General features: G+C 64.6%; 19 protein-coding genes. 13 read left to right on the forward strand and 6 right to left on the reverse strand.

Annotation, left to right across the window (positions count from 1 at the left end; translation table 11 throughout):
* Nucleotides 1-508 precede the first annotated feature (508 nt).
* Nucleotides 509-1,129, forward strand: coding sequence for a DUF6188 family protein (locus A2J02_RS15940; RefSeq protein WP_197478042.1), 621 nt, complete (start codon nucleotides 509-511; stop codon nucleotides 1,127-1,129).
* On the opposite strand, the gene A2J02_RS15945 is transcribed toward A2J02_RS15940, so the two are convergent.
* Together A2J02_RS15945 and A2J02_RS15950 are read right to left on the reverse strand one after the other, a co-directional pair.
* Nucleotides 1,108-1,857 (reverse strand): YqjF family protein, encoded by a 750-nt coding sequence (locus A2J02_RS15945; protein WP_231893677.1) that lies wholly within the window; start codon nucleotides 1,855-1,857, stop codon nucleotides 1,108-1,110. The genes A2J02_RS15940 and A2J02_RS15945 overlap by 22 nt on opposite strands.
* Nucleotides 1,858-1,880: 23 nt before the next feature.
* Nucleotides 1,881-2,549: an SIMPL domain-containing protein gene (locus tag A2J02_RS15950; RefSeq protein WP_068051178.1), complete on the reverse strand. Its 669-nt coding sequence runs from the start codon at nucleotides 2,547-2,549 to the stop codon at nucleotides 1,881-1,883.
* 87 nt (nucleotides 2,550-2,636) lie between these two features.
* On the opposite strand from A2J02_RS15950, the gene A2J02_RS15955 reads away from it, so the two are divergent.
* Nucleotides 2,637-3,629 (forward strand): isopenicillin N synthase family dioxygenase, encoded by a 993-nt coding sequence (locus tag A2J02_RS15955; protein WP_068051132.1) that lies wholly within the window; start codon nucleotides 2,637-2,639, stop codon nucleotides 3,627-3,629.
* Here the strand turns inward: A2J02_RS15955 and A2J02_RS15960 are convergent.
* A complete protein-coding gene (locus A2J02_RS15960) occupies nucleotides 3,623-4,051 on the reverse strand; it encodes a DoxX family protein (RefSeq protein WP_068051179.1) in 429 nt (142 codons plus the stop codon). The two genes, A2J02_RS15955 and A2J02_RS15960, sit on opposite strands and share 7 nt — an antisense overlap.
* Before the next feature lie 34 nt (nucleotides 4,052-4,085).
* Between A2J02_RS15960 and A2J02_RS15965 the strand changes: the two genes are divergently transcribed.
* Nucleotides 4,086-5,153 carry a DNA polymerase IV gene (locus A2J02_RS15965; RefSeq protein WP_068051134.1) on the forward strand — a complete coding sequence of 356 codons (1,068 nt, stop codon included), beginning with the start codon at nucleotides 4,086-4,088 and terminating at the stop codon, nucleotides 5,151-5,153.
* Here A2J02_RS15965 and A2J02_RS15970 read toward each other — a convergent pair whose 3' ends face one another.
* From A2J02_RS15970 to A2J02_RS15980, 3 genes are all read right to left on the reverse strand, one after another.
* Entirely contained in the window at nucleotides 5,154-5,858 is a 705-nt protein-coding gene (locus tag A2J02_RS15970) for a TerD family protein (RefSeq protein WP_068051137.1), read from the reverse strand.
* A gap of 118 nt (nucleotides 5,859-5,976) precedes the next feature.
* On the reverse strand, nucleotides 5,977-7,728 hold the full coding sequence (locus A2J02_RS15975; protein ID WP_068051140.1) for a pyruvate dehydrogenase: 1,752 nt from the start codon (nucleotides 7,726-7,728) through the stop codon (nucleotides 5,977-5,979).
* A 186-nt stretch (nucleotides 7,729-7,914) separates the two neighbouring features.
* The gene (locus A2J02_RS15980; RefSeq protein WP_068051142.1) at nucleotides 7,915-8,967 is read right to left on the reverse strand and encodes a LacI family DNA-binding transcriptional regulator; all 1,053 of its coding nucleotides are present in this window, start codon (nucleotides 8,965-8,967) and stop codon (nucleotides 7,915-7,917) included.
* Nucleotides 8,968-9,079: 112 nt separating this feature from the next.
* On the opposite strand from A2J02_RS15980, the gene A2J02_RS15985 reads away from it, so the two are divergent.
* The 10 genes from A2J02_RS15985 (at nucleotide 9,080) to A2J02_RS16030 (ending at nucleotide 19,830) form a co-directional block, all read left to right on the forward strand.
* Nucleotides 9,080-10,114, forward strand: a complete 1,035-nt coding sequence (locus tag A2J02_RS15985) for a formamidase (RefSeq protein ID WP_068051181.1) — start codon at nucleotides 9,080-9,082, stop codon at nucleotides 10,112-10,114.
* Nucleotides 10,115-10,273: 159 nt separating this feature from the next.
* Nucleotides 10,274-10,906 carry a flavin reductase family protein gene (locus tag A2J02_RS15990; RefSeq protein WP_082898562.1) on the forward strand — a complete coding sequence of 211 codons (633 nt, stop codon included), beginning with the start codon at nucleotides 10,274-10,276 and terminating at the stop codon, nucleotides 10,904-10,906.
* A complete protein-coding gene (locus A2J02_RS15995; RefSeq protein ID WP_068051144.1) occupies nucleotides 10,903-11,796 on the forward strand; it encodes a carbon-nitrogen hydrolase family protein in 894 nt (297 codons plus the stop codon). The genes A2J02_RS15990 and A2J02_RS15995 overlap by 4 nt, the downstream gene beginning before the upstream one ends.
* Entirely contained in the window at nucleotides 11,774-12,805 is a 1,032-nt protein-coding gene (locus tag A2J02_RS16000; protein ID WP_068051146.1) for a hypothetical protein, read from the forward strand. Before A2J02_RS15995 ends, A2J02_RS16000 begins: the two co-directional genes overlap by 23 nt.
* Nucleotide 12,806: 1 nt before the next feature.
* Complete coding sequence (locus tag A2J02_RS16005) at nucleotides 12,807-14,066, forward strand: FAD-dependent monooxygenase (RefSeq protein WP_068051148.1); 1,260 nt, start codon at nucleotides 12,807-12,809, stop codon at nucleotides 14,064-14,066.
* Nucleotides 14,063-15,493 carry an MFS transporter gene (locus A2J02_RS16010; protein WP_231893678.1) on the forward strand — a complete coding sequence of 477 codons (1,431 nt, stop codon included), beginning with the start codon at nucleotides 14,063-14,065 and terminating at the stop codon, nucleotides 15,491-15,493. The genes A2J02_RS16005 and A2J02_RS16010 overlap by 4 nt, the downstream gene beginning before the upstream one ends.
* The gene (locus A2J02_RS16015) at nucleotides 15,493-16,344 is read left to right on the forward strand and encodes an FAD binding domain-containing protein (protein WP_068051150.1); all 852 of its coding nucleotides are present in this window, start codon (nucleotides 15,493-15,495) and stop codon (nucleotides 16,342-16,344) included. The genes A2J02_RS16010 and A2J02_RS16015 overlap by 1 nt, the downstream gene beginning before the upstream one ends.
* A complete protein-coding gene (locus tag A2J02_RS16020; RefSeq protein WP_068051187.1) occupies nucleotides 16,341-18,707 on the forward strand; it encodes a xanthine dehydrogenase family protein molybdopterin-binding subunit in 2,367 nt (788 codons plus the stop codon). The genes A2J02_RS16015 and A2J02_RS16020 overlap by 4 nt, the downstream gene beginning before the upstream one ends.
* The gene (locus A2J02_RS16025; RefSeq protein WP_068051153.1) at nucleotides 18,704-19,207 is read left to right on the forward strand and encodes a (2Fe-2S)-binding protein; all 504 of its coding nucleotides are present in this window, start codon (nucleotides 18,704-18,706) and stop codon (nucleotides 19,205-19,207) included. Before A2J02_RS16020 ends, A2J02_RS16025 begins: the two co-directional genes overlap by 4 nt.
* The gene (locus tag A2J02_RS16030; protein ID WP_068051155.1) at nucleotides 19,204-19,830 is read left to right on the forward strand and encodes an SRPBCC family protein; all 627 of its coding nucleotides are present in this window, start codon (nucleotides 19,204-19,206) and stop codon (nucleotides 19,828-19,830) included. The genes A2J02_RS16025 and A2J02_RS16030 overlap by 4 nt, the downstream gene beginning before the upstream one ends.

Below are 19,830 nucleotides of genomic sequence, written 5' to 3' on the forward strand. Positions count from 1 at the left end.
CAGGGTGTGGGAGAGTAGGACACCGCCGAACACAACATCCCAGAATGGCCCCCGACCACGGTCGAGGGCCATTCTGCATTTCGAAACCACCCACACATGAGCATGCGCGGACATACGCGTGCACCCGACGACCAACGCGCGCGCGTTCTCTATCCGCGCGCACAATCGCGCTCTCACGAGCGCAGACGCGAGCGCTTTCGCTATCCGCGCGCACAATCGCGCCCCGACGATTCACCATTCCCCGCGCACCAGACGAACGCGCGCGCATTCGCGGCGGCCGGGCCCTGGACCCAGGCGCGCACACCGCTGCCCCGAACTGCTCCGGAGCGTTTGCCCCGGCGCAGACGCGAGCGCGTTCGCTATCCGCGCGCGGATTCGTGCCCCGACCAGTCCCCATTTCCCGCGCACCCGACGAACGCGCGCGCATTCGCTCGCCGCCAGGTCGAACATCCTCTCCCCGGCGAGGCTTTGTGGGTGTCGCCGAGATTCTGTGGCACAGTCGTTGTCGATGAAACTCCCCGTCGAACAGCGCCATATCAGCAGAATTCTGCTCGATTTCGATCTGAGTATCGAGTTCGACAACGGTGCCAGCATCGCTTTCAGTGAGGTAGTGATCGATGGCCTCACTGTCGATGAAGACAATCAGTTCGAGGGCCTACGAGCCTTCGCAGCACTGCACGGTCTTGTCTGCGAAGACGCAGACTACGACGAATCCGGTGTTCTCCGTCTGACGTTCGAGGGCAGGCAAAGGGTGGTGGCCGCCCCGCGAGACGAAGTCGAATCCTGGGAGTACACCGCGGTGGACGGTTCGACCGTGTTGTGTGGACCGGGAGGGGCCGTCGAATCGTGGCCCGCACCCGAGCATCAGAAGGCAGAGCCCCCGACCGTCGAAAGGCTTCCTTCGATCGGTGCCACTGTGGTCCGGCTCTCGACTGGCGATGACCCTGCCGTCGAATTTTCGGACGGCACCAAGCTGTTGTTCGACCTCGCCCTCGACGCCGGGTACCTCGTATTGCGGGAAAGCGTGACGTCGAGCTCCCACTCGGACAGTGCTGCTGCAACGCAGGGAGACTGGGTCGTCGAACTATCCTCGGGTCACGTGATCTTCTACCGACCGCGCACCGTGTAGGGCTTGCCGAACTGAGTTTCGACACCGGGGGAGTACAGCACCGAGTCCGGTGGCCGGGTACTGACATCGGGTAGGCCCGCCGCTGCCACGAGTTCGTCGGAGCAGTGGGTGAGCTCAGCATCGACCAGTGGCCAGTGTCGGTGCACGTTGGGGACGTACAGCAGGCGTCCGGCGAGTGAGGTGTGCAATCCCCAACGCGCGGTGAGGAACACAGCGAGCGGATCCTCGGACATGTCGCGTGATCCCCTGACGACGCCGAAGTCCGTTGTTGCGCCGCGGTGGGGTGGTGCTAGGCGTCGGCTGCGGTAGCCGATGGCTCGACTGTTGTCGTCGATATCGATCGATGACCAGCGGTACGGAATTCGAGCGGCGTTGGTGCCCAACACGACTGCGAGTCTGGTTGCTTCCAGGGATCGGAACACGACGCCGCGTCGACCCTCCGCGTCGATCGAGTACAGGCGCACGTTGATCTCACCGAACGTGCCGAAGTACGGAACGGGGTGACGGTAACCGAGGCCGGCACCGACCATGTGGAAGCCGATCAGCCCGACCCAGGACGAGCCGTCGAATTCGTCGGGCGTGCACCCGCGGGGCAACAGTGGGGCGACTGCCGAACTCGGAACCCGCCAGTGCAGAAAGACCAGCCGTTCCCATCGCTGATCCATCAGGATCGGACGAGGCAGCATCGGCGGCCGCGGCCAGAGGCGTCGGGCATCGTCTCGATTCATGATTCGAGCGTAGGCGCGACGCGTCAGGAGGCAGCGAATCGGGCGTGCACGCTCGCGGAGATCGTGATGTTCTCCGGTTTGAGTGCAAACCCGCTAGGCGCGGACTGCGCCGCGAACATGCGTGCGGAGGGCTCTGCTCCACCGTGTTCGGTGGTCCCCGGAAGCAGGCCCGGGTCGGCTATCGCCACAGCGTGCACGCCTGTACGGCCCAGGCTCGATGCATAGGCCTCGGCCTTGGCGACGGCGTCGCGCACAGCGAGTTCTCGGACCGCGAGGGTGTGAGCAGTCCTGCTGGATTCGGTGAGGTCCCAGTCGAAGTGGTCGATCGACACTCCCTCGAGTGCGGAGGCTGCGTAGACGAACGCGTCCACCAGATCGAGTTGGCTGAACTGCACCTCCACCGATGCCTCGGCTTGGTACACGTAGGGGAGTCGTTCTCCGTCGTGGTTGAACGGGCGGTGGCGCGAGTGGCGCACCTGGTCCACCGCCCACCGATCGATGGGGCCGCCGTCGCTGTTGTAGAGCGGCTCGACCAGTCTCGTGAGCTCCCGGACGAGTTGCTGAGCGGGTTCGGACGCGGACTCCGCCGTGCGGCCGTCGGTGCGAACGGTGAGCGAGAGTGTGCACTGTTCGGGCGGGTAGGTCGCTGCGCCGTGACCGACGACTGTGATGTCGAGTGCTTCAGGGCTCATGGCGTCCAGTCTGGCATCCACGCGCCGATATTCACCGGACCTGAACAGTGCTGGCCGACGCGTCAGGTGGGGAGGACAATTGCGAGCATGCTTCCCGTTCTCGATCTCGGCCTGGCCGACGACGACCCACGCACGTTCCAGCTGTCGCTGCGCGAAGCGGCTCACGGGTCCGGCTTCTTCTATCTCGTCGGACATGGGATCGAGACCGAACGGATGCACGAGGTGCTGCGTCTCGCGCGTGAGTTCTTCGCCGTGCCGGAGCATGTCAAGGACGAGATCAGTCAGCTGAAGAGCCCGCACTTCCGCGGCTACTCGCGGGTGGGTGGCGAGCTGACCAACGGTCGGGTGGATTGGCGGGAGCAGATCGACATCGGTCCCGAACGCCAGGCGATCGACGGAGCGGTGGGGTACTGGAATCTTCAGGGGCCCAACCTGTGGCCGTCGCAGCCGGCTGGATTCAGAGAGACGTTCGAGCAGTGGGAGCAGACGGTGTCGGGTCTCGGGCTGAGGCTGCTCCGGCACTGGGCGCAGTCACTGGGCGCGTCCGAGAACGTGTTCGACGATGCTTTTGCCACCGCGCCCGCAACGCTCATGAAGGTCGTCCGCTATCCGGGTACTCCCGACCATTCGCAGGGCGTCGGTGCGCACAAGGACTCCGGGGTGTTGACGCTGCTGCTCGTCGAGCCGGACTCGACCGGGCTGCAGGTGGAGACGACGCCCGATACCTGGATCGACGTTCCGCCGTTGGCCGGGGCGTTCATCGTCAACATCGGTGAGCTGTTGGAAGTGGCGACCGGCGGCTATCTACGGGCGACGCGGCATCGGGTGGTCGCGCCCGGGCCCGGCACCGATCGAGTCTCCGTGCCCCACTTCCTGAGCCCCGCCCTCGATGCCGTCGTACCTGTCATCGAACTGCCACCGGAGTTGGCGCTGCAGTCACGAGGCGTCGAGAACGATCCCGACAACCCCATCTATCGCACCTACGGCGAAAACGCGTGGAAGTCCCGCACGCGAGCGCACCCTGACGTGGCGCAGTTGCACCACGGCATTGCCCCGGCAGAGCAACGGTCGACCTACTGACGCCTGCTGCGTCCATGTCGTGACTGTCGGTACTGCGCCCAGGCCCCGGTGCACCACAGCGCCCACACGATCAGCAGCGGCTGGAACAGCAATCGGATTCCTCGTGCCGTATCGGAGTCGAGGCCGAACGCATCGGTGTGGGTGATGAACTGTGAGATGTTGCCGGGGAAGACCGCGACGAAGAACGCCGCGACCACCCAGCCGACGAGCGGCGCGCGAGCGGTCCAGAACAGCAGTGCCAAGCCGAGGACGATTTCCACGACGCCCGATGCCAGTACGACGAAGTCGGTGCTCAGCGGCACCCACTCGGGAACCTGCGCTGCGAACGTCTCGCGCGCCCAGAAGAGATGACTGAGGCCGGCGAAGACGAGGAACGCTCCCAGTACTACCCGTCCGATGGTGCGAGATATCGATTTCGTCATGGCGTCATGAGACACCACGGGCAGACTGAGCACTATGACCGGGAGTACACCGACCGACTCAGCGCGGCACCGATGGGTACTGCACGTCGACCTCGATCAGTTCATCGCTGCCGTGGAAGTGCTCCGCAATCCGGATCTGGCGGGCAAGGCAGTGGTGGTCGGCGGCAGGGGAGATCCCACCGAGCGTGGGGTGGTCTCGACCGCCTCCTACGAGGCGCGTGCGAAGGGCGTCGGATCCGGAATGCCACTGCGCGTCGCCGCGAAGAAGATTCCCGACGCGGTCTTCCTCCCCGTGGACAAGCCTGCGTACGACGAGGCGTCGGCGATGGTGATGGACACTCTGCGGACGTTGGGATTCGTCGTCGAGGTGATCGGTTGGGACGAGGCTTTTCTCGGTGTCGAGACCGATGACCCCGAGGGGGTAGCGAAGACAGTGCACGACGCTGTCTTCGACGCGACGGGGCTGCATTGCTCGGTGGGCATCGGAGACAACAAGTTACGAGCCAAGATCGCCACCGACTTCGACAAGCCGCAGGGCGTCTACCGGCTCACACAGGACAACTGGTTCGAGGTGATGGGCGATCGCAGTACCGATGCGCTGTGGGGGATCGGCAAGAAGATCTCGAAGAGGCTGGCCGCCCTCGGCATCTCGACAGTCCGAGAACTTGCCGATGCCGGGGACGTGGACCTCGCCGCCGCGTTCGGACCGAAGATCGGTCCGTGGCTCGGTACGAAAGGACGAGGCATCGACCTCGCACCGGTGACGTCCGAGCCGTGGGTTGCACGGTCTCACAGTCGTGAGGTCACGTTCCAGACGAACGTCGCCGATTGGGCGGTCATCCGAGACGAGGTGGCCGGTTTGACGTCGAAGGTGTTGGCCGACATCGAGGCCGAGAACCGGCCGGCAGTTCGAGCTGCACTGAAGATTCGCTACGCGCCGTTCGAGACGCATACCGTCAGCGCACCGATCGTCGGCGCGCCGACCTTCGATCCGGAGATTCTGACCTCTGCTGCGGTGGTGCTCGTCGATCGCCTCGACCACACGAGAGAGGTTCGATTGATCGGCGTCCGGCTGGAAATGATTCCGCCGCAACCTCTCTGACTACTTGCGGCCCGCCGCCCAGCGCAGTCCCCAGCCGTACTTCTTGTCGAGATCGGCCTGGCTGCCCTGGATGTACTCGACCTCGCGGGTGACGGTGATGCCCGCAGAGGTGTTCTCCAACAACGCGATCGAGCAGATTCGCGCGGAGTTCTCGGCCGAGTCGAGGCGTACCTCTACCTGCGGTCCGCTGGTGGGGTAGAGCGTCACCACTCCGTCCACTGCGGCCCAGTTCGGTGCGCCGTCGTAGATCATCGCGAAGATCAGGATTCGAGCGAACTTCTCGGGATGGGCAAGGTTGATGTGCATGTTCTCGCCGCCGCTGACCGAACCGGAGCGATCGTCACCGTCGAGCGCGATGAACGGGGCATCCTGCAGTGAACCGAAGCTGTTTCCGAGTGCCTGGACGACGCCTTTGGAACCGTCGCGCAGTTCGTAGAGGCAGCCGAGGTCGAGATCGACACCGCCGGAGCCGTACGACGCCGCGGCCAGCTTGGCCAGGAAGCCCTTCTTCTTCGGCTGTGCCGCGGGTGCGCCGGTCGACCAATTCAGGTTCACCCGCATCGAACCCTGCTTCTCACCGGACTTGGTGAGGCTGATCGTCGGTGACGCCTTGGACAGCGTCACTTTGCTCAGGCTGACGGGAGCTCCGCTTTGCTGCGCTGGGTTCTGCCCGGTCGAGGGCTTGCGGGTGTAGTCGATGGCCATGGTTGTGCCTTCCGGAACGGTCGGTTACCGGATCGTGGTGTCCGGTTTGGGCGGTGTGTCGACAATAACCGCCTGTGCGATCTTCTCGGTGATCGCACCGCTGCGTACGAGACGTCGTCTACGGCCTCGGCACGTTACGCAGATTCGACTTGGCCATCCGGACTGCCTCGCCGACGCCACCGTTGAGCACGACCTTGCTCATCGCGAGCGCGAATCCCTTGATCTGCTCCCCGGTGATGGTCGGCGGCACCGACAGCGCCATCGGGTCGGTGATCAGCTGAACCAGTGCCGGACCGTCGACCGCAAAAGCGGTTTCGAGTGCACTGCGAATGTCACCGGGCTGTTCGACGTGTTGTGCGTGGATGCCGGCGGCGGCAGCGATGCCGGTGTAATCGACCTGCGGCACGTCGACGCCGAAGTCGGGCAGACCGTCGACGAGCATCTCGGCCTTGACCATGCCGAGCGTGGAATTGTCGAACAGCACGATCTTGACGGGCAGCTTGTACATCGCGACGGTCAGGAGTTCGGAGAGCAGCATCGAGAACCCGCCGTCGCCGGAGATCGAGACGACCTGGCGGTCCGGGTTGGCGAACTGCGCGCCGATGGCGTGCGGCAAGGCATTGGCCATGGAGCCATGCAGCATCGACGCGACGAAGGCCCTTCTGCCGGTCGGGTTGATGTAGCGCGCGGTCCACACGTTGCACATGCCGGTGTCCGTGGTGAACACCGCGTCGTCGGCGGCAAGGTCGTCGAGCACCGACGCGGCGTATTCGGGGTGGATGGGAACGAGCTTCTCGGCGTTGCGGGTGTATGCGCCGATCGTCTTGCCCATGAGGTCGTTGTGCTTGTCCACCCACTTCTCCACGTACCGGCGGTCGGTCTTGCGAGTGACCAACGGCTGCAACGCATTCAACGTCGCGAGAACATCACCGTGAATCGGGTACTGGACCGAGGTTCGGCGTCCGAGCTTCGTCGGATCGATATCGATCTGTGCGGTGGTGACGTCCTCCGGCAGGAACTGCTGGTACGGAAAATCGGTGCCGAGCAGGATGAGCAGGTCTGCGTCGTGGATACCCGCATGGGCTGCGCCGTACCCGAGCAAGCCCGTCATTCCGACGTCGTACGGGTTGTCGTACTGGATGAACTCCTTGCCGCGCAACGAATGTCCGACGGGAGCGCCGATCGTGTCGGCGAACGCGACCACTTCGTCGTGGGCACCCTTGACGCCGTAGCCGGCGAAGATGGCAACCTTCTCGGCGTTGTTGATGGCGTCGGCCAGCTTCTGGATGTCCGCCGCAGGCGGTGTGACGACCGGTTTGGACGGAACGGCAATGGGATCCATCGTGCCGGACGCCGACAGCTCGGCGATATCGCCGGGGAGTGTCACGACCGACACCCCGCCGCCGGTGATGGAGGCGTTGATCGCCGCGCGGAACACCCGGGGAGCCTGGTCGGCAGTGGAGACGAATTCGTTGTAGAGCGAGCATTCACCGAAGAGACGGTCGGGGTGCGTTTCCTGGAAGTAGCCCGAGCCGATCTCGCTGCTGGGAATGTGCGACGCGATCGCCAGAACCGGTGCGCCGGAACGGTGTGCGTCGTAGAGGCCGTTGATCAGATGCAGGTTGCCTGGTCCGCAGGAGCCGGCGCAGACGGCCAACGTGCCGGTGGTCTGCGCGTCGGCCGAAGCAGCGAACGCTGCGGCCTCCTCGTGTCGGACATGAATCCAGTCGATGCCACCCTTGGCCGATCCGCCGGTACGGCGCACCGCGTCGACCACAGGATTGAGACTGTCGCCGACGATGCCGTAGATGCGCTGAACACCGGCGTCGACGAGTCCTCGAACGAGTTGATCGGCCACTGTGGTGGGCATTTCACTGTCTCCTCAAAATTCGGTGACGCACCGATGTGCCTCGGCTGCGTCTTCTCGACGCCTTCCCTGGACCGAGGGTCTGCCAAACATGGAAGTGCACGTCGATGAGGGCCGTCACCAGGAAAGTGCTGGTAGAACGCCGTGGCGATCTCCGTCACGTCGCACTACGCCCACCGATGACTGCGGTTACCCGCCGACCGGCGAGAACTGTGTCGGCGCAGTTCGCCCCGGGACCGTGGAGTCGCGGACGACCAGCGTCGGTGTGAGTGCCACCGAGGACACCGGCAGCCCGTGGGTGACGGCCAACAGCATTTCGGCTGCGCGTGTGCCGATTTCGCGGTGGGGACTGTGAATTGTCGTCAAGGGCACCGTCAGTTCGCTGCAGATCGAGATGTCGTTGTAGCCGACGACGGCAATGTCGCGTCCCGGCTGCAACTGCGCTTCGCGCAGGACGCCGAGGACTCCGATGGCACTGAAATCGTTGGTCGCAAAGATCGCGGTCGGAGGTGCCGGTAGCGCCAGAAGTGCTGTGGCCCCGCGTCGCCCGGCCTCGGGATCGAAGCCCTCTTCCCGTACGTACTCGTCCGGAACGTCGATGCCTGCATCGCGGAGGGCAGCTCGGCAGCCCTCCGATCGGTCGATTCCGGTGCTGGCCCACGCCGGGCCGGACACGATCCCCACTCGGGTGTGGCCGAGCCTGGCCAAGTGCTCGCCGGCAAGGTAGCCGCCCCGATGGTCGTCGCACGTCACCGAGGTCATCCCCGGGTATCTACGGCTGATGAGCACGAACTTGATCCCTCGGCGGTGGAGGTCCTCGAGGTTCTCGCTGTCGAGGCGAGCATCACCGAAGATGAGACCGTCGACGTTGCGGCCGAGCAACAGATCGATGCGTCGACGTTGCTGAATCGGATCGTCGTGGGTGTTGGCGACGAACGTCTCGTACCCGGCACGGTTCGCTGTCTCTTCGATGGCGTCGTACATCGCCGAGAGCACCACGTCGGTCAATCGCGGGACGAGTACTCCGAACGCGGTGGACTTCTTGGTGGTCAAGCTCGCCGCATTGGGGTTGGGGACGTAGTCCATCTCGCGGGCCAGCTCGAACAATCGCAGATCTCCTGCGCTGGCACCGGCCGGGTCGAGCGCGACGCGTCGGAGAGCTCGGGAAACGGTCGAGACATGTACTCCCGCAGCAGCTGCGACCGTTTTGAGCGTGACGCTTCCCGATGTAGTGCTGTCCACTGGCGGTTCCCCTCGATCCTCCGTCGGCGCTGCCCCGACCCCTGATGACCCCTAAGCTAGCACCGTGCGCAATCGTTTGCGCAACAAGTTGCTCTCGAGGAACGGACATTCGATGACAGGTTTGGGTGGTCTCAATCCATCGCCGACGTCGCTCACGCTCGGCCTGGTTCAACAGCAGGTTCCGCTGATCACCAGCATGGCCGACGTGGATGCGACGACCGATCGCGTGTGCAGGCAGTTGCGTGAGGCGAAGGCCGGCTTCTCGGCCCTGGATCTCGTGGTGTTCCCGGAGTATTCGCTGCACGGCTTACGCAAGTCCTCGTGGGCATCCGACGAGGTGATGTGCGATATGGACGGTCCGCAGGTGGAGCGATTGCGCGACGCGTGCCGTGAGTCGGCAGTGTGGGGGTGTTTCAGCATCATGGAACGCAACCCCGGCGGAGCGCCGTTCAACTCCGGAATCATCGTCGACGACCGAGGTGACATAGCCCTGTACGTCCGCAAACTCCATCCCTGGACGCCCAAGGAGCCCTGGGAGCCAGGCGATATGGGTCTGCCGGTCTGCCCGGGGCCCAAGGGCTCGGTTCTGTCGTTGTTGATCTGTCATGACGGGATGTTCCCCGAAGTCGCCAGGGAGGCGAGCTACCGCGGTGCCAACGTGCTGCTGCGTACGGCCGGATACAAGTTTCCGCTGCGGCAGTCCTGGCGTATCACCAACGAGGCCAATGCCTTTCACAATTTGGCGTACACGGCATCGGTGTGTCTGGCGGGGGAGGACGGCAACGGCATCCCGTCGATGGGCGAGGCGATGGTGTGCGACTACGAAGGAACCATCGTCGAGCGCGGCGATTCGACACCCGATCGAGTGGTGACGGTATCGATCGAGCCGGCCCGCGCCGATGCGGCACGTCGAGAATGGGGAGTCGAGAACAACATCTACCAACTGGGGCATCGCGGGTTCACGGCCCTGGCCGGTGGCGCGCAGGACTGCCCGTACACCTACGTTCGCGACCTGGCCGACGGAACCTATCGACTGCCGTGGGAGGACGAGGTGCGCATCGTCGACGGGACGTCGGAGGGGTACGGGCCCCCGCGTAGACCCGACAGTGCGATCGACTCGGCGCGGGCCGGTCTGCGCGGCGAGTAAGGCGGAGGTTACGCGGCCGGTGCCCGTGTAACGGTGCCATTAATTGGTTCCGGATTTGTCGTTCAAAGCTCGACATCGAGCTCGAAACCCCTCTATCGTCAGAGCAACGCAATCGGTTGCACGACCGGTTGCACAGCAAGCGAAAGAAGGCTCGTTTCGATGACTTCCCAGGTAGGCGACTCTCTGGAGCTCACGGATCGCACCCGCCACGACATCGATTCGATGTCGTCGGGGGATGTGTACAAACTGCTGTCCTGCGCGGTGCAACCTCGTCCGATCGCGTGGATCTCGACCGTCTCCGGCGACGGCGTTCGCAACCTGGCACCGTTCAGCTTCTTCAACGTCGCCTCGCGCAATCCGGCGACGCTGATGATCTCCATCGGCGAGCGCATCGGGTTCCCGGGAGAGCTCAAGGACACGTTGGTCAACATTCGCGACACCGGCGAATTCGTCGTCAACATTCCGTCCGCCGACACCGTGGATGCGGTGACCGCGAGTTTCGCCACCGTCGATGCGGAGATCGACGAGTTCGAGCTCTCGCAGATGACCGCGGTGCCGTCGGTGTCGGTCTCGGCTCCGTCGGTCCTCGAATCCCTGGTATCGCTCGAATGCCGAACGTTGCAGGAAATCACGCTCGGCTCGGACACCCTGGTGCTCGGGACCGTGACGACGGTGACCAGCAGGCCCGGGTTGCTCACCAGCGACCTGCATGTCGACACACTCCAACACCGATTCCTCGGCAGGTTGGCAGGCCCGTTCTACACCACCGACATGAACCGGGTGGCGCAATGACCACGTCGGCCCGCCTGCGCGGCGTCGACACCCAGCCGGTCGTCGACACGTTCGATATCGCTGTGGTGCAGACCGGTTCGCGGACCGGTGCCTGGCAGCAGAACATCGATGCAGTGGCCGCAGAAGTGCGTACACTCGCCGCCGCCGGGTCCAAGCTGATCGTCCTACCCGAATTGTTCGCCAGCGGTTACGATCTCGACGACCTCGATACGATGGCCGAGTCGGTACCCGGTCGTACATCGATCGCGCTCGGAGCGCTCGCCGACGAGACCGACACGGTTCTGGTGACGGCCATCGTGTTTCGTGACTCCGCAGGAGTCGTCTTCGACAGCTCGCTCGTCGTGGGTCCGGACGGCCTGCTGGCTTTAGGACACAAGCGTTTTCTCTGGGACCGAGAGAAATCGGTGTTCACTCCTGGCGCGGAGAGCGGACTGCTGGTCAGCACTCCGTTCGGCACCATCGGCGTCGTGATCTGCTACGAGGCAGGCTTTCCCGAGACGGTCCGCGATCTGGTGCAGCGGGGAGCCGATGTGATCGCTGTGCCGTCCGCATTCGGGCACGTTCGCCTGCACGTGTGGAAGCTGCTGACCCGGTCCCGAGCACTCGAGAACGGCGTCGTCGTTGCGGCCGCCGGACTCACCGGACAGACCGGCGACGGCCCACGGTTCGCGGGTCACAGCGTCATCGTCGGACCGCAGGGGCGCACCATCGTCGAGATGGACGAGGGCGTCGGATCGGTATCGGCCACAGTGACTCGACGCGAGTTGCTCGACGCACGCGACGAAGTGCCCTATCTGAAAGACCTTGCCCGACTGGGCGGTATCACCGAGACACGTACGACCGAGAACGATCACGAGAGGAACCGAGATGTTCGATCTGCGATCAGCTGATCTGTTGCGCGCATTCACCCGTCAGCTCGAGCTGTGCAAAGTTCGGCCCGGAGAGCAGGTGGTGATTCTCGCGGAACCGTCGAGCCGCGGTGATTACATCTCGGCTGCCTTCGGTGCGGCCCAGAGCCTGGGTGCCCAGGTGCTCGCGGCAACGGTCCCCGGCGGTAGTCCGGCGCCGATGCCGAGCACCCACACCGGTGCGGGTCCCGGCCTGGTGTCGGTCATGAACAGTTCGGTGGCTCAGGACATGCTCAAGGGCGCGGACCTCGTGGTCGACCTCACCAGCGAAGGCTTCATTCACGCGCCCATCCAGCAGGAGATCCTGGCCGCCGGAACGCGCATCATCTTCGTCTGCGATGCCCCGGACGTGTTGATCCGCAACATGCCCCAGGACGGCGACAAGGAACGGGTACAGGCCGGCGTCGATCTGATTCGCAACGGTTCGACCATGCGCATCACCAACGAGGCCGGCACCGATCTCACCGTGCAACTGAGCAATTCGCAGCCCGAGTTCCAAGTGGGCTTCGCCGACGACAGGGGCCGCTGGGATCATTGGCCGTCGACGATGGTGCTGTGCTGGCCGGAGATCTCCAACGGAAAAATCGTGCTGTCCGAGGGCGACATCTTGTTGCCGTTCAAGGAGTACGTCCGAGACGAGACGACGCTGACGGTCACCAACGGTCACATCGACGAGGTCACCGGCGGCGGCGAGGCGGCGCTGCTGAACATGTTCTTCGCCGACTCCAACGACAAGTGGGCGCGCTACCTGTCCCACATGGGCTGGGGACTGATGAAGACCGGCGACTGGTTCGCAGCCGCGATGTACGGCAAGGACGACATCATGGGCATGGACGCCCGCGCGTTCGCCGGCAGCTTCCTGTGGTCCACCGGCCCGCACCCCGTACTCGGCCGGGACTCCTACGCACACCTCGACATCGGAATGCGCGCCTGCACCGTGTCCATCGACGGCATCGATGTCGTCACCGAGGGTCGATTGGTGGAGAGCTGACATGGCACCGATCGAAGTGGTGATCGCAGGCGGTGGCCTGGGCGGCCTGACCGCGGCGCTCTCGCTGCGGCACAGAGGAATTCAGGTGACGGTACTCGAGGCCGCTGCCGAGCTGGGCGAGGTGGGCGCGGGAATTCAGACCGCTCCCAACGCCAGCCGTATCCTCATCGCCCTCGGGATGCGCGAGAAGCTCGAAGCGATCAAGACCGAGCCGATGGATCAGGTGCGCAGGCGCTGGGAGAACGGCAAGGTCATCGCGCTCACCGCGCTCGGCGAGTACTGCAAGAAGACCTTCAACGCGCCCTACTGGCACTACCACCGCGCAGACTTGCACTCGGCCATTCATGCGCAGTGTCTCGATCCGGACGGCCCGGGCCCGATGGTGGTGTTCGAGACCGATGCGAAGGTCGTCGAGGTCGATCGAAAGAATCCGACGCGGCCTGTCGCGGTCACCGGAACCGGTAAGCGCTACGAATCGGACCTGCTCATCGGAGCCGACGGTATCCGCTCGACCGTGCGCGATCTGATCGGTCTACCCGATACGCTCGTGTTTTCCGGCGAAATGGCCTATCGCGCACTCATTCCGGGTGATCGCATCGTCAAGGATCCGGCTACTCGCTGGCTAGTCGACCGATACCAGAGCACCATCTGGTACGGACCGGACCGGCACCTGGTGCACTACATGATTCGTAACGGCGAATACCTCAATGTCGTTGCGCTGGCCCCGTGTACCGACGAGGTCCGCGACGGTGGACCACGGCTCGTCGGACCCGAGGAACTGATGGGGACATTCCCGGATTGGGACGATCGCGCCCACGCGATGCTCTCCAAAGCCGACGAGAACGTGCTGTGTCAGGCGCTCTACTACCGCAGACCCGACCCGCGGTGGACCGACGGCCGCGTCGCGCTGCTGGGCGATGCCTGCCATGCCATGCTGCCGTATCAGGCACAGGGTGCTTCGCAGGCCATGGAAGACGCGGCAGTGCTGGCCGAGGAGCTCGCGAAGGTCACCCCGAGCGGGATCGACGAGGCGTTGGCGCGCTACGTGTTTCGGCGGGCCAGGCACGCGCGGATGGTGCAGGACGCGAGCCTGCAGAACAAGACTTTTTATCACATACCCGATGGACCCGAGCAGCAGAAGCGGGACGCGACACTGGCGTCGTTCGATGGGGAATCCGACATCTCGTACGACTGGCTGTGGAGCGGTACCCCGCTCGACGACAGCGACGACGAGAAATTCCATTACTCGTTCGTCCGATGACGACCTCGGACCACAACACCGCGCCGGAGGCTGCGATGAAGACTGGTGATCAGGTAGTACAGGAACTCCCCTGGAAATGGGGTGTGCAGGGCAAGATCTTCATCATCGGTGGGCTGGGCTACATGTTCGACGCCTGGGACGTGGCGCTGAACGGCTTCTTGACCCCGCTGCTCGGAAGCTACTGGGACCTCTCCCAAGCCGAGCGCGGTCTGGTCGCCACCGGCAACCTGATCGGCATGGCCGTCGGAGCCGTCGTGTGGGGCACGATCGCCGACCGAGTCGGACGTAAGCGTGCATTCTCGTTGACGCTGTTGATCTTCGCGCTGTTCTCGGTCCTCGGTGCCTTCGCGCCGAGCTTCGAGATCTTCATCATTCTGCGGTTCCTCGCCGGGTTCGGCCTCGGTGGCTGCATCCCGGTGGACTACGCGTTGGTCAGCGAATTCTCACCACGTCGCATTCGCGGCAAGATTCTCTCCGCCATGGATGTCTGGTGGCCGATCGGTGCCACCATCTGCGGCGTCGTCGCCACGCTGCTCGTCCCGATCGACGGCGACGTTCGCTGGCGCTACATGCTGCTGTTCATGGTTCTGCCTGCGCTGCTGCTGTTCTGGGTTCGACGCGGTATCCCCGAGTCACCGATCTACCTCGCCAAGGTCGGCCGTGAGGCCGAGGCCCGCGCCGTCATCGACGACATGGTGACCCGCACCGGATCCGAGGCAGTCGACTACGTCATCGTCGCCGACACCGCCCCGAAGGGACCGGGCGGCATGAAAGCAGCTCTGACGCAGCTGAAGTCGGTCTGGCGATACAGTCCGCGGATCACCGCCGCAGCCTGGATGCTGTTCGTATCGATCATGCTGCTGTACTACGCAGCGCTGAGCTGGATGCCGTCGATCCTGCGGGCCGAGGGCTACGGGGAATTCGCAGCGTTCGCCGGTACGACGCTCATGACCGGAGTCGGCATCGTCGGTGTGCTCACGTCCGCGTTCATCGTGGAGATCTTCGGACGCAAGTGGGTCATCGGACTGTCCGGCCCGATCGCGGGTAGCGCGCTGGTCATGTTCGCCGTCATGCTCGACATCCAGTCGGCCGCGTTGATCTGGCTCGGCATCTTCGGATTCGTCATTCAGCTGACCATCCCGGTCCTGTACTGCTACGTCTCGGAGTTGTACCCCACCAACATCCGCGCCTCGGGATTCGGGTACGCGTCCTCGGTCAGCCGGGTCGCAACCGGCTTCGCGCCACTGCTGTTCGGCTCCGTCATGTGGCCGATCCTGGGGCTGCCGTTGACGTTCGGCATCGTCACCGCGTTCGTGTTGTTCGCAGTGATCTGGATGGCGTACTTCGCACCCGAGACCAAGGGCCGCGAACTCGACACCCTCGTCGACGAACCCACCGAGGTAGTCGCAGGCGAGGCTCGGGTCTGATGAAGCCCGCACAGTTCGACTACCACCGGGCGCGCGATGTCTCGGGTGCAGTGCGGCTGCTGTCCGAGCTGGGCGAGGACGCGAAGATCATCGCCGGAGGCCAGTCCCTGGTCGCCATGATGAACTTCCGCCTCGCCCGGCCCGGGCACCTGGTCGACGTGGGTGGGTTGAACACTCTGCAGTACATCCGCCGAGAATCCGACGGCTTGCACATCGGAGCACTCACCACCCACCACGACGTCGAATGCGGCGACGTGGGAACGGACTTCGGTGTCCTTCGCGAGGCGATGCGGTGGGTGGGGCACTACCCGATCCGTACCCGCGGGACCGTCGGGGGCAGCATCGCCCATGCGGACGCCACCGCGGAATGGTGCTTGTTGGCCATACTGCTCGACGCCCGCATCGTCGTCGAGAGCGTGCGGGGGCGGCGAACCGTCGAGGCGGACTCGTTCTTCTTCGGGTACTACTCCACCGATCTCGCGTTCGACGAGATGATCGTCGAGATCGTGTTCCCGAACCCGGCACCGCACGCTGCGGTGACCGAATACGCCGAGCGACAGGGAGATTTCGCAATCGTGGGCGCAGCGGTGTCCCTCGATCTCGACGGCGTGGCCGTGGTGGGCGGGCGGGTTGCCCTCGCGGGAGTGGGAGCAACTCCCGTGCGATCGCCGGCTGGGGAAGCCGTCCTGGCCGCAGGCGGGACCTTCGCGGACTGCGCGGACGCCGCAGCCGAAGCACTGGAACTGGAGGACGAGGGCATGGTCACCGCCGAGTACCGCCGCACCCTGGTGCGCACGTTGGTCGCCGAAGCGTGCAGCGACGCACTGGTATCGCCGGGGGTGCCCACGTGAGCGTCGATCAGGTTCTCACGCCGAAATTCGTCGGCTCCTCGGTCGCACGCCGCGAGGATCCGCGGTTGCTCACCGGTCGAGGCAGATTCGTCGACGACATCGCGATGCCGGGAATGTTGCACGCTCAGTTCGTCCGCAGCACCGTCGCGGCCGGATCGATCACCGATCTCGACGTCGGTGATGTCGCCGGAGTCGAAGGAGTGCGCGGCGTATTCACCGCGGCGGACCTGGACCTGCAGCCGATCCGCGCCGAATTGTCGCGTCCGCTCAGCGAATTCGTGCCCACCGACATGCCCGTGCTGGCGCACGACGTGGTGCGCTACGTCGGTGAGCCACTGGCCATCGTCGTCGCCGCCGATGCCTACAGCGTCGAGGATGGGCTCGAGGCGGCACGAGTGTCGTACCGGACCGTCACCGCCGTCACCTCCGCAGATCAGGCCATGTCCGAGGGCGTGCCTTTGGTTCACGATTCGGTTCCGAAGAACATCGTCGTGGACGTGCAGATGTTCGCCACCGACGGCGTCGACGAGATCTTCGACGACGCGCACACCGTCGTGTCCGTGCGATCACGCACCGGCCGCCAGAACGCGCTTCCGCTCGAGACCCGTGGATGCATCGCGTACTGGGACGATCGCGACGAGCAGCTGATCATCTACATCTGTACGCAGGTTCCGCACCAGGTTCGTACCGTCACCGCGCAGTGCATCGGGCTCGACGAGCGCCAGGTGCGCGTCGTCGTACCCGACATGGGCGGCGGCTTCGGGCAGAAGTGCGTCGTCGGACGCGAGGAGATCGCCGTCGCCGCAGCTGCGTTGAAGCTCCGCCGTCCCGTGAAATGGATCGAGGACCGCAAAGATGCACTGACGGCGTCGTTCCTGGCGCGCGAACAGCAGTACGACGTGCGAGCAGCATTCGATTCCGAGGGACACATCCTCGGCCTCGACGCGGACGTCGTGTGCGACATGGGCGCGTACTCCTGCTACCCGTTCACCGCCGGCATCGAGCCGCTGATGGCCTCGGCGGAAATGCCAGGGGTGTACCAGGTTCCGGCGTACCGGGTGCGGGGCCGTTCCGTGTTCAGCAACAAGGCACCGACTGCGCCGTACCGCGGGGTGTCCCGCCCGCAGTACGTCATGGTGATGGAGCGGTTGTTCGAGCGAGCGGCCCGTGAGTTGAACCTCGATGCGGTGGAGATCAGGCGGCGCAACGTCATCACCGCTTTCCCGTACACGGGCGTCAACAACATCACCTACGACCCGGGCTCGTACCTCGAGGCGCTGAACCTGTGCGAGCAGACCCTCCGTGACGGCGGTTGGTACGACCTCCAGGAGCGGGCAACCGCCGAAGGCCGGCACATCGGCATCGGATACTCGTGCTTCAGCGAGCGAACCGGCTACGGCAGCAGCGCATTCGCGGCGCGCAAGATGAACGTGGTGCCCGGGTTCGACATTTCGGAGGTCAGGATGGACACCTCCGGCACGGTCGTCGTGACCACCGGAACGATGAGCCACGGGCAGAGCCACGAGACCACGATGGCGCAGATCGTCGCCGATCGCCTCGGCATCGGCGTCGAACAGGTCAAGATCGTGCAGGGCGACACCGATCGGATCACCTACGGCTTCGGCTCGTTCGCCTCTCGCTCCATCACCATCGGCGGCAGCGCGGTGGCGTTGGCGTCGAACAAGCTGGGAGACAAGCTCTGTGAGATCGCAGCGCACCTGCTGGAGACTCGCGACGACAACGTCGAGTTGGCATCGGGGCGCGTACGTCAGCGCGACGACCACTCGAAGTACGTTACCTACCGGGACATCGCCGACGTCGCGTATCTGAAGGCGCAGCTGCTGCCGAAGGGCGTGGAACCCGGATTGTCCGCGACGGCAAGCTTCGACGTGTTCAACGACGGCACCTTCTCCAACGCCACCCACGGCGTTGTGGTCGAGTTGCACGAGGGCACCGGCCGAGTGGAGATCCTCAAGTACGTCTGCGTCGAGGACTGCGGCGTCGCCATCAACCCCAAGATCGTCGAGGGCCAGTGCCGGGGTGGGATCGCCCAGGGCATCGCCGGGGCGTTGTTCGAGCAGGTGTCGTACGACGATCACGGAAATCCACTGTGTGCCAGCTTCATCGACTACAAGGTGCCGACTGCCTGCGAGATCCCGGACATCGAGATCCACCACCTCGAAACTCCCTGCCTGTTCACCGAATCCGGAGCCAAGGGAGCCGGTGAGGGCGGAACGATCGGTGCACCCGCCGCCGTGCTCAACGCCGTCAACGACGGATTGCGCTCCACCGGAGTCGAACTGAACGACACACCGATCACCCCCGTGGCAATACAGGCAGCACTGGCGAAGGGCAGGCCATGAGCAACAAACAACTGATCGAACTGAACGTCAACGGCACCGTCCGTGAGGTGATCACCGAACCACGCCGCACTCTGGTCGACGTCCTGCGGCACGATCTGCAGCTCACCGGAACGCATGTCGGCTGCGAACACGGCGTGTGCGGAGCCTGCACCGTGCTGATCGACGGCAAGCCGGCCCGCGCGTGCCTGACGTTCGCAGCGCAGGTGGAGAACTCGGACATCGAGACCGTCGAATCACTCGGCATCGACGGTGAATTGAACGATCTGCAGCAGGCCTTCGCAGACCACCACGGTCTGCAGTGCGGGTTCTGCACACCGGGGTTCCTGATGTTGGCCGAGGGCTACCTCGCCGACAACCCCGATGCCACCAAGGAACAGATCCGCGAAATAGTGGCGTCGAACTACTGCCGCTGTACGGGGTACCAGACCATCGTCGAGGCCATCGACTCGTGCGCCGAGCAGCGACGCTGCGCCGGCTGTGTGAACGGAGTTCTCAAGTGATACTGACCAATACACTCGATATCGACGCGTCCGCCGAGGACGTGTTCCGGCTGATCAACGACGTCGAGAAAGTCGCGACCTGCGTACCGGGGGCGGCCATCACCGGTAAGGACGGCGAGACCTACCTCGGCGGTGTGAAGGTCAAAGTGGGCCCGATCAGCGCGTCGTACGCCGGCACGATTCGGTTCCTCGAGGTCGACGCGGAGACCCGCACGCTCACACTCGAAGCCAAGGGGGCGGACTCGCACGGCAACGGCGACGCCGAGGCCCAGGTCGATCTGGCGGTCGAGGCGCTCGGTGATCGTTCGCGGTTGACCCTGAATACCGATCTGGTGATCAGCGGAAAGATAGTCTCGTTCGGCAAGGGCGCGATCGTCGCGGTGTCGAACAAGGTCCTGCAACAGTTCGCCGTCAATCTCGGTGCGCTGCTCAGTGGTTCGGCCACGGCCGAATCGACCACGCCTGCAGCTGTGAAGGCTGCTGTTGCGAGCCCGATGGGCGGCGAATTGAACGCGATGAGCCTGATGCCCGAACCGGTGCGCAAGTACGCACCGATCGCGGGCATCTTCCTCGCGGGAATGGTCGAGGGCTGGCTGGTGTCCAGGGCCTTCGGACGTCGATAG

The sequence above is a fragment of the Rhodococcus sp. EPR-147 genome (assembly GCF_001647185.1).
Classification (GTDB): domain Bacteria; phylum Actinomycetota; class Actinomycetes; order Mycobacteriales; family Mycobacteriaceae; genus Rhodococcoides.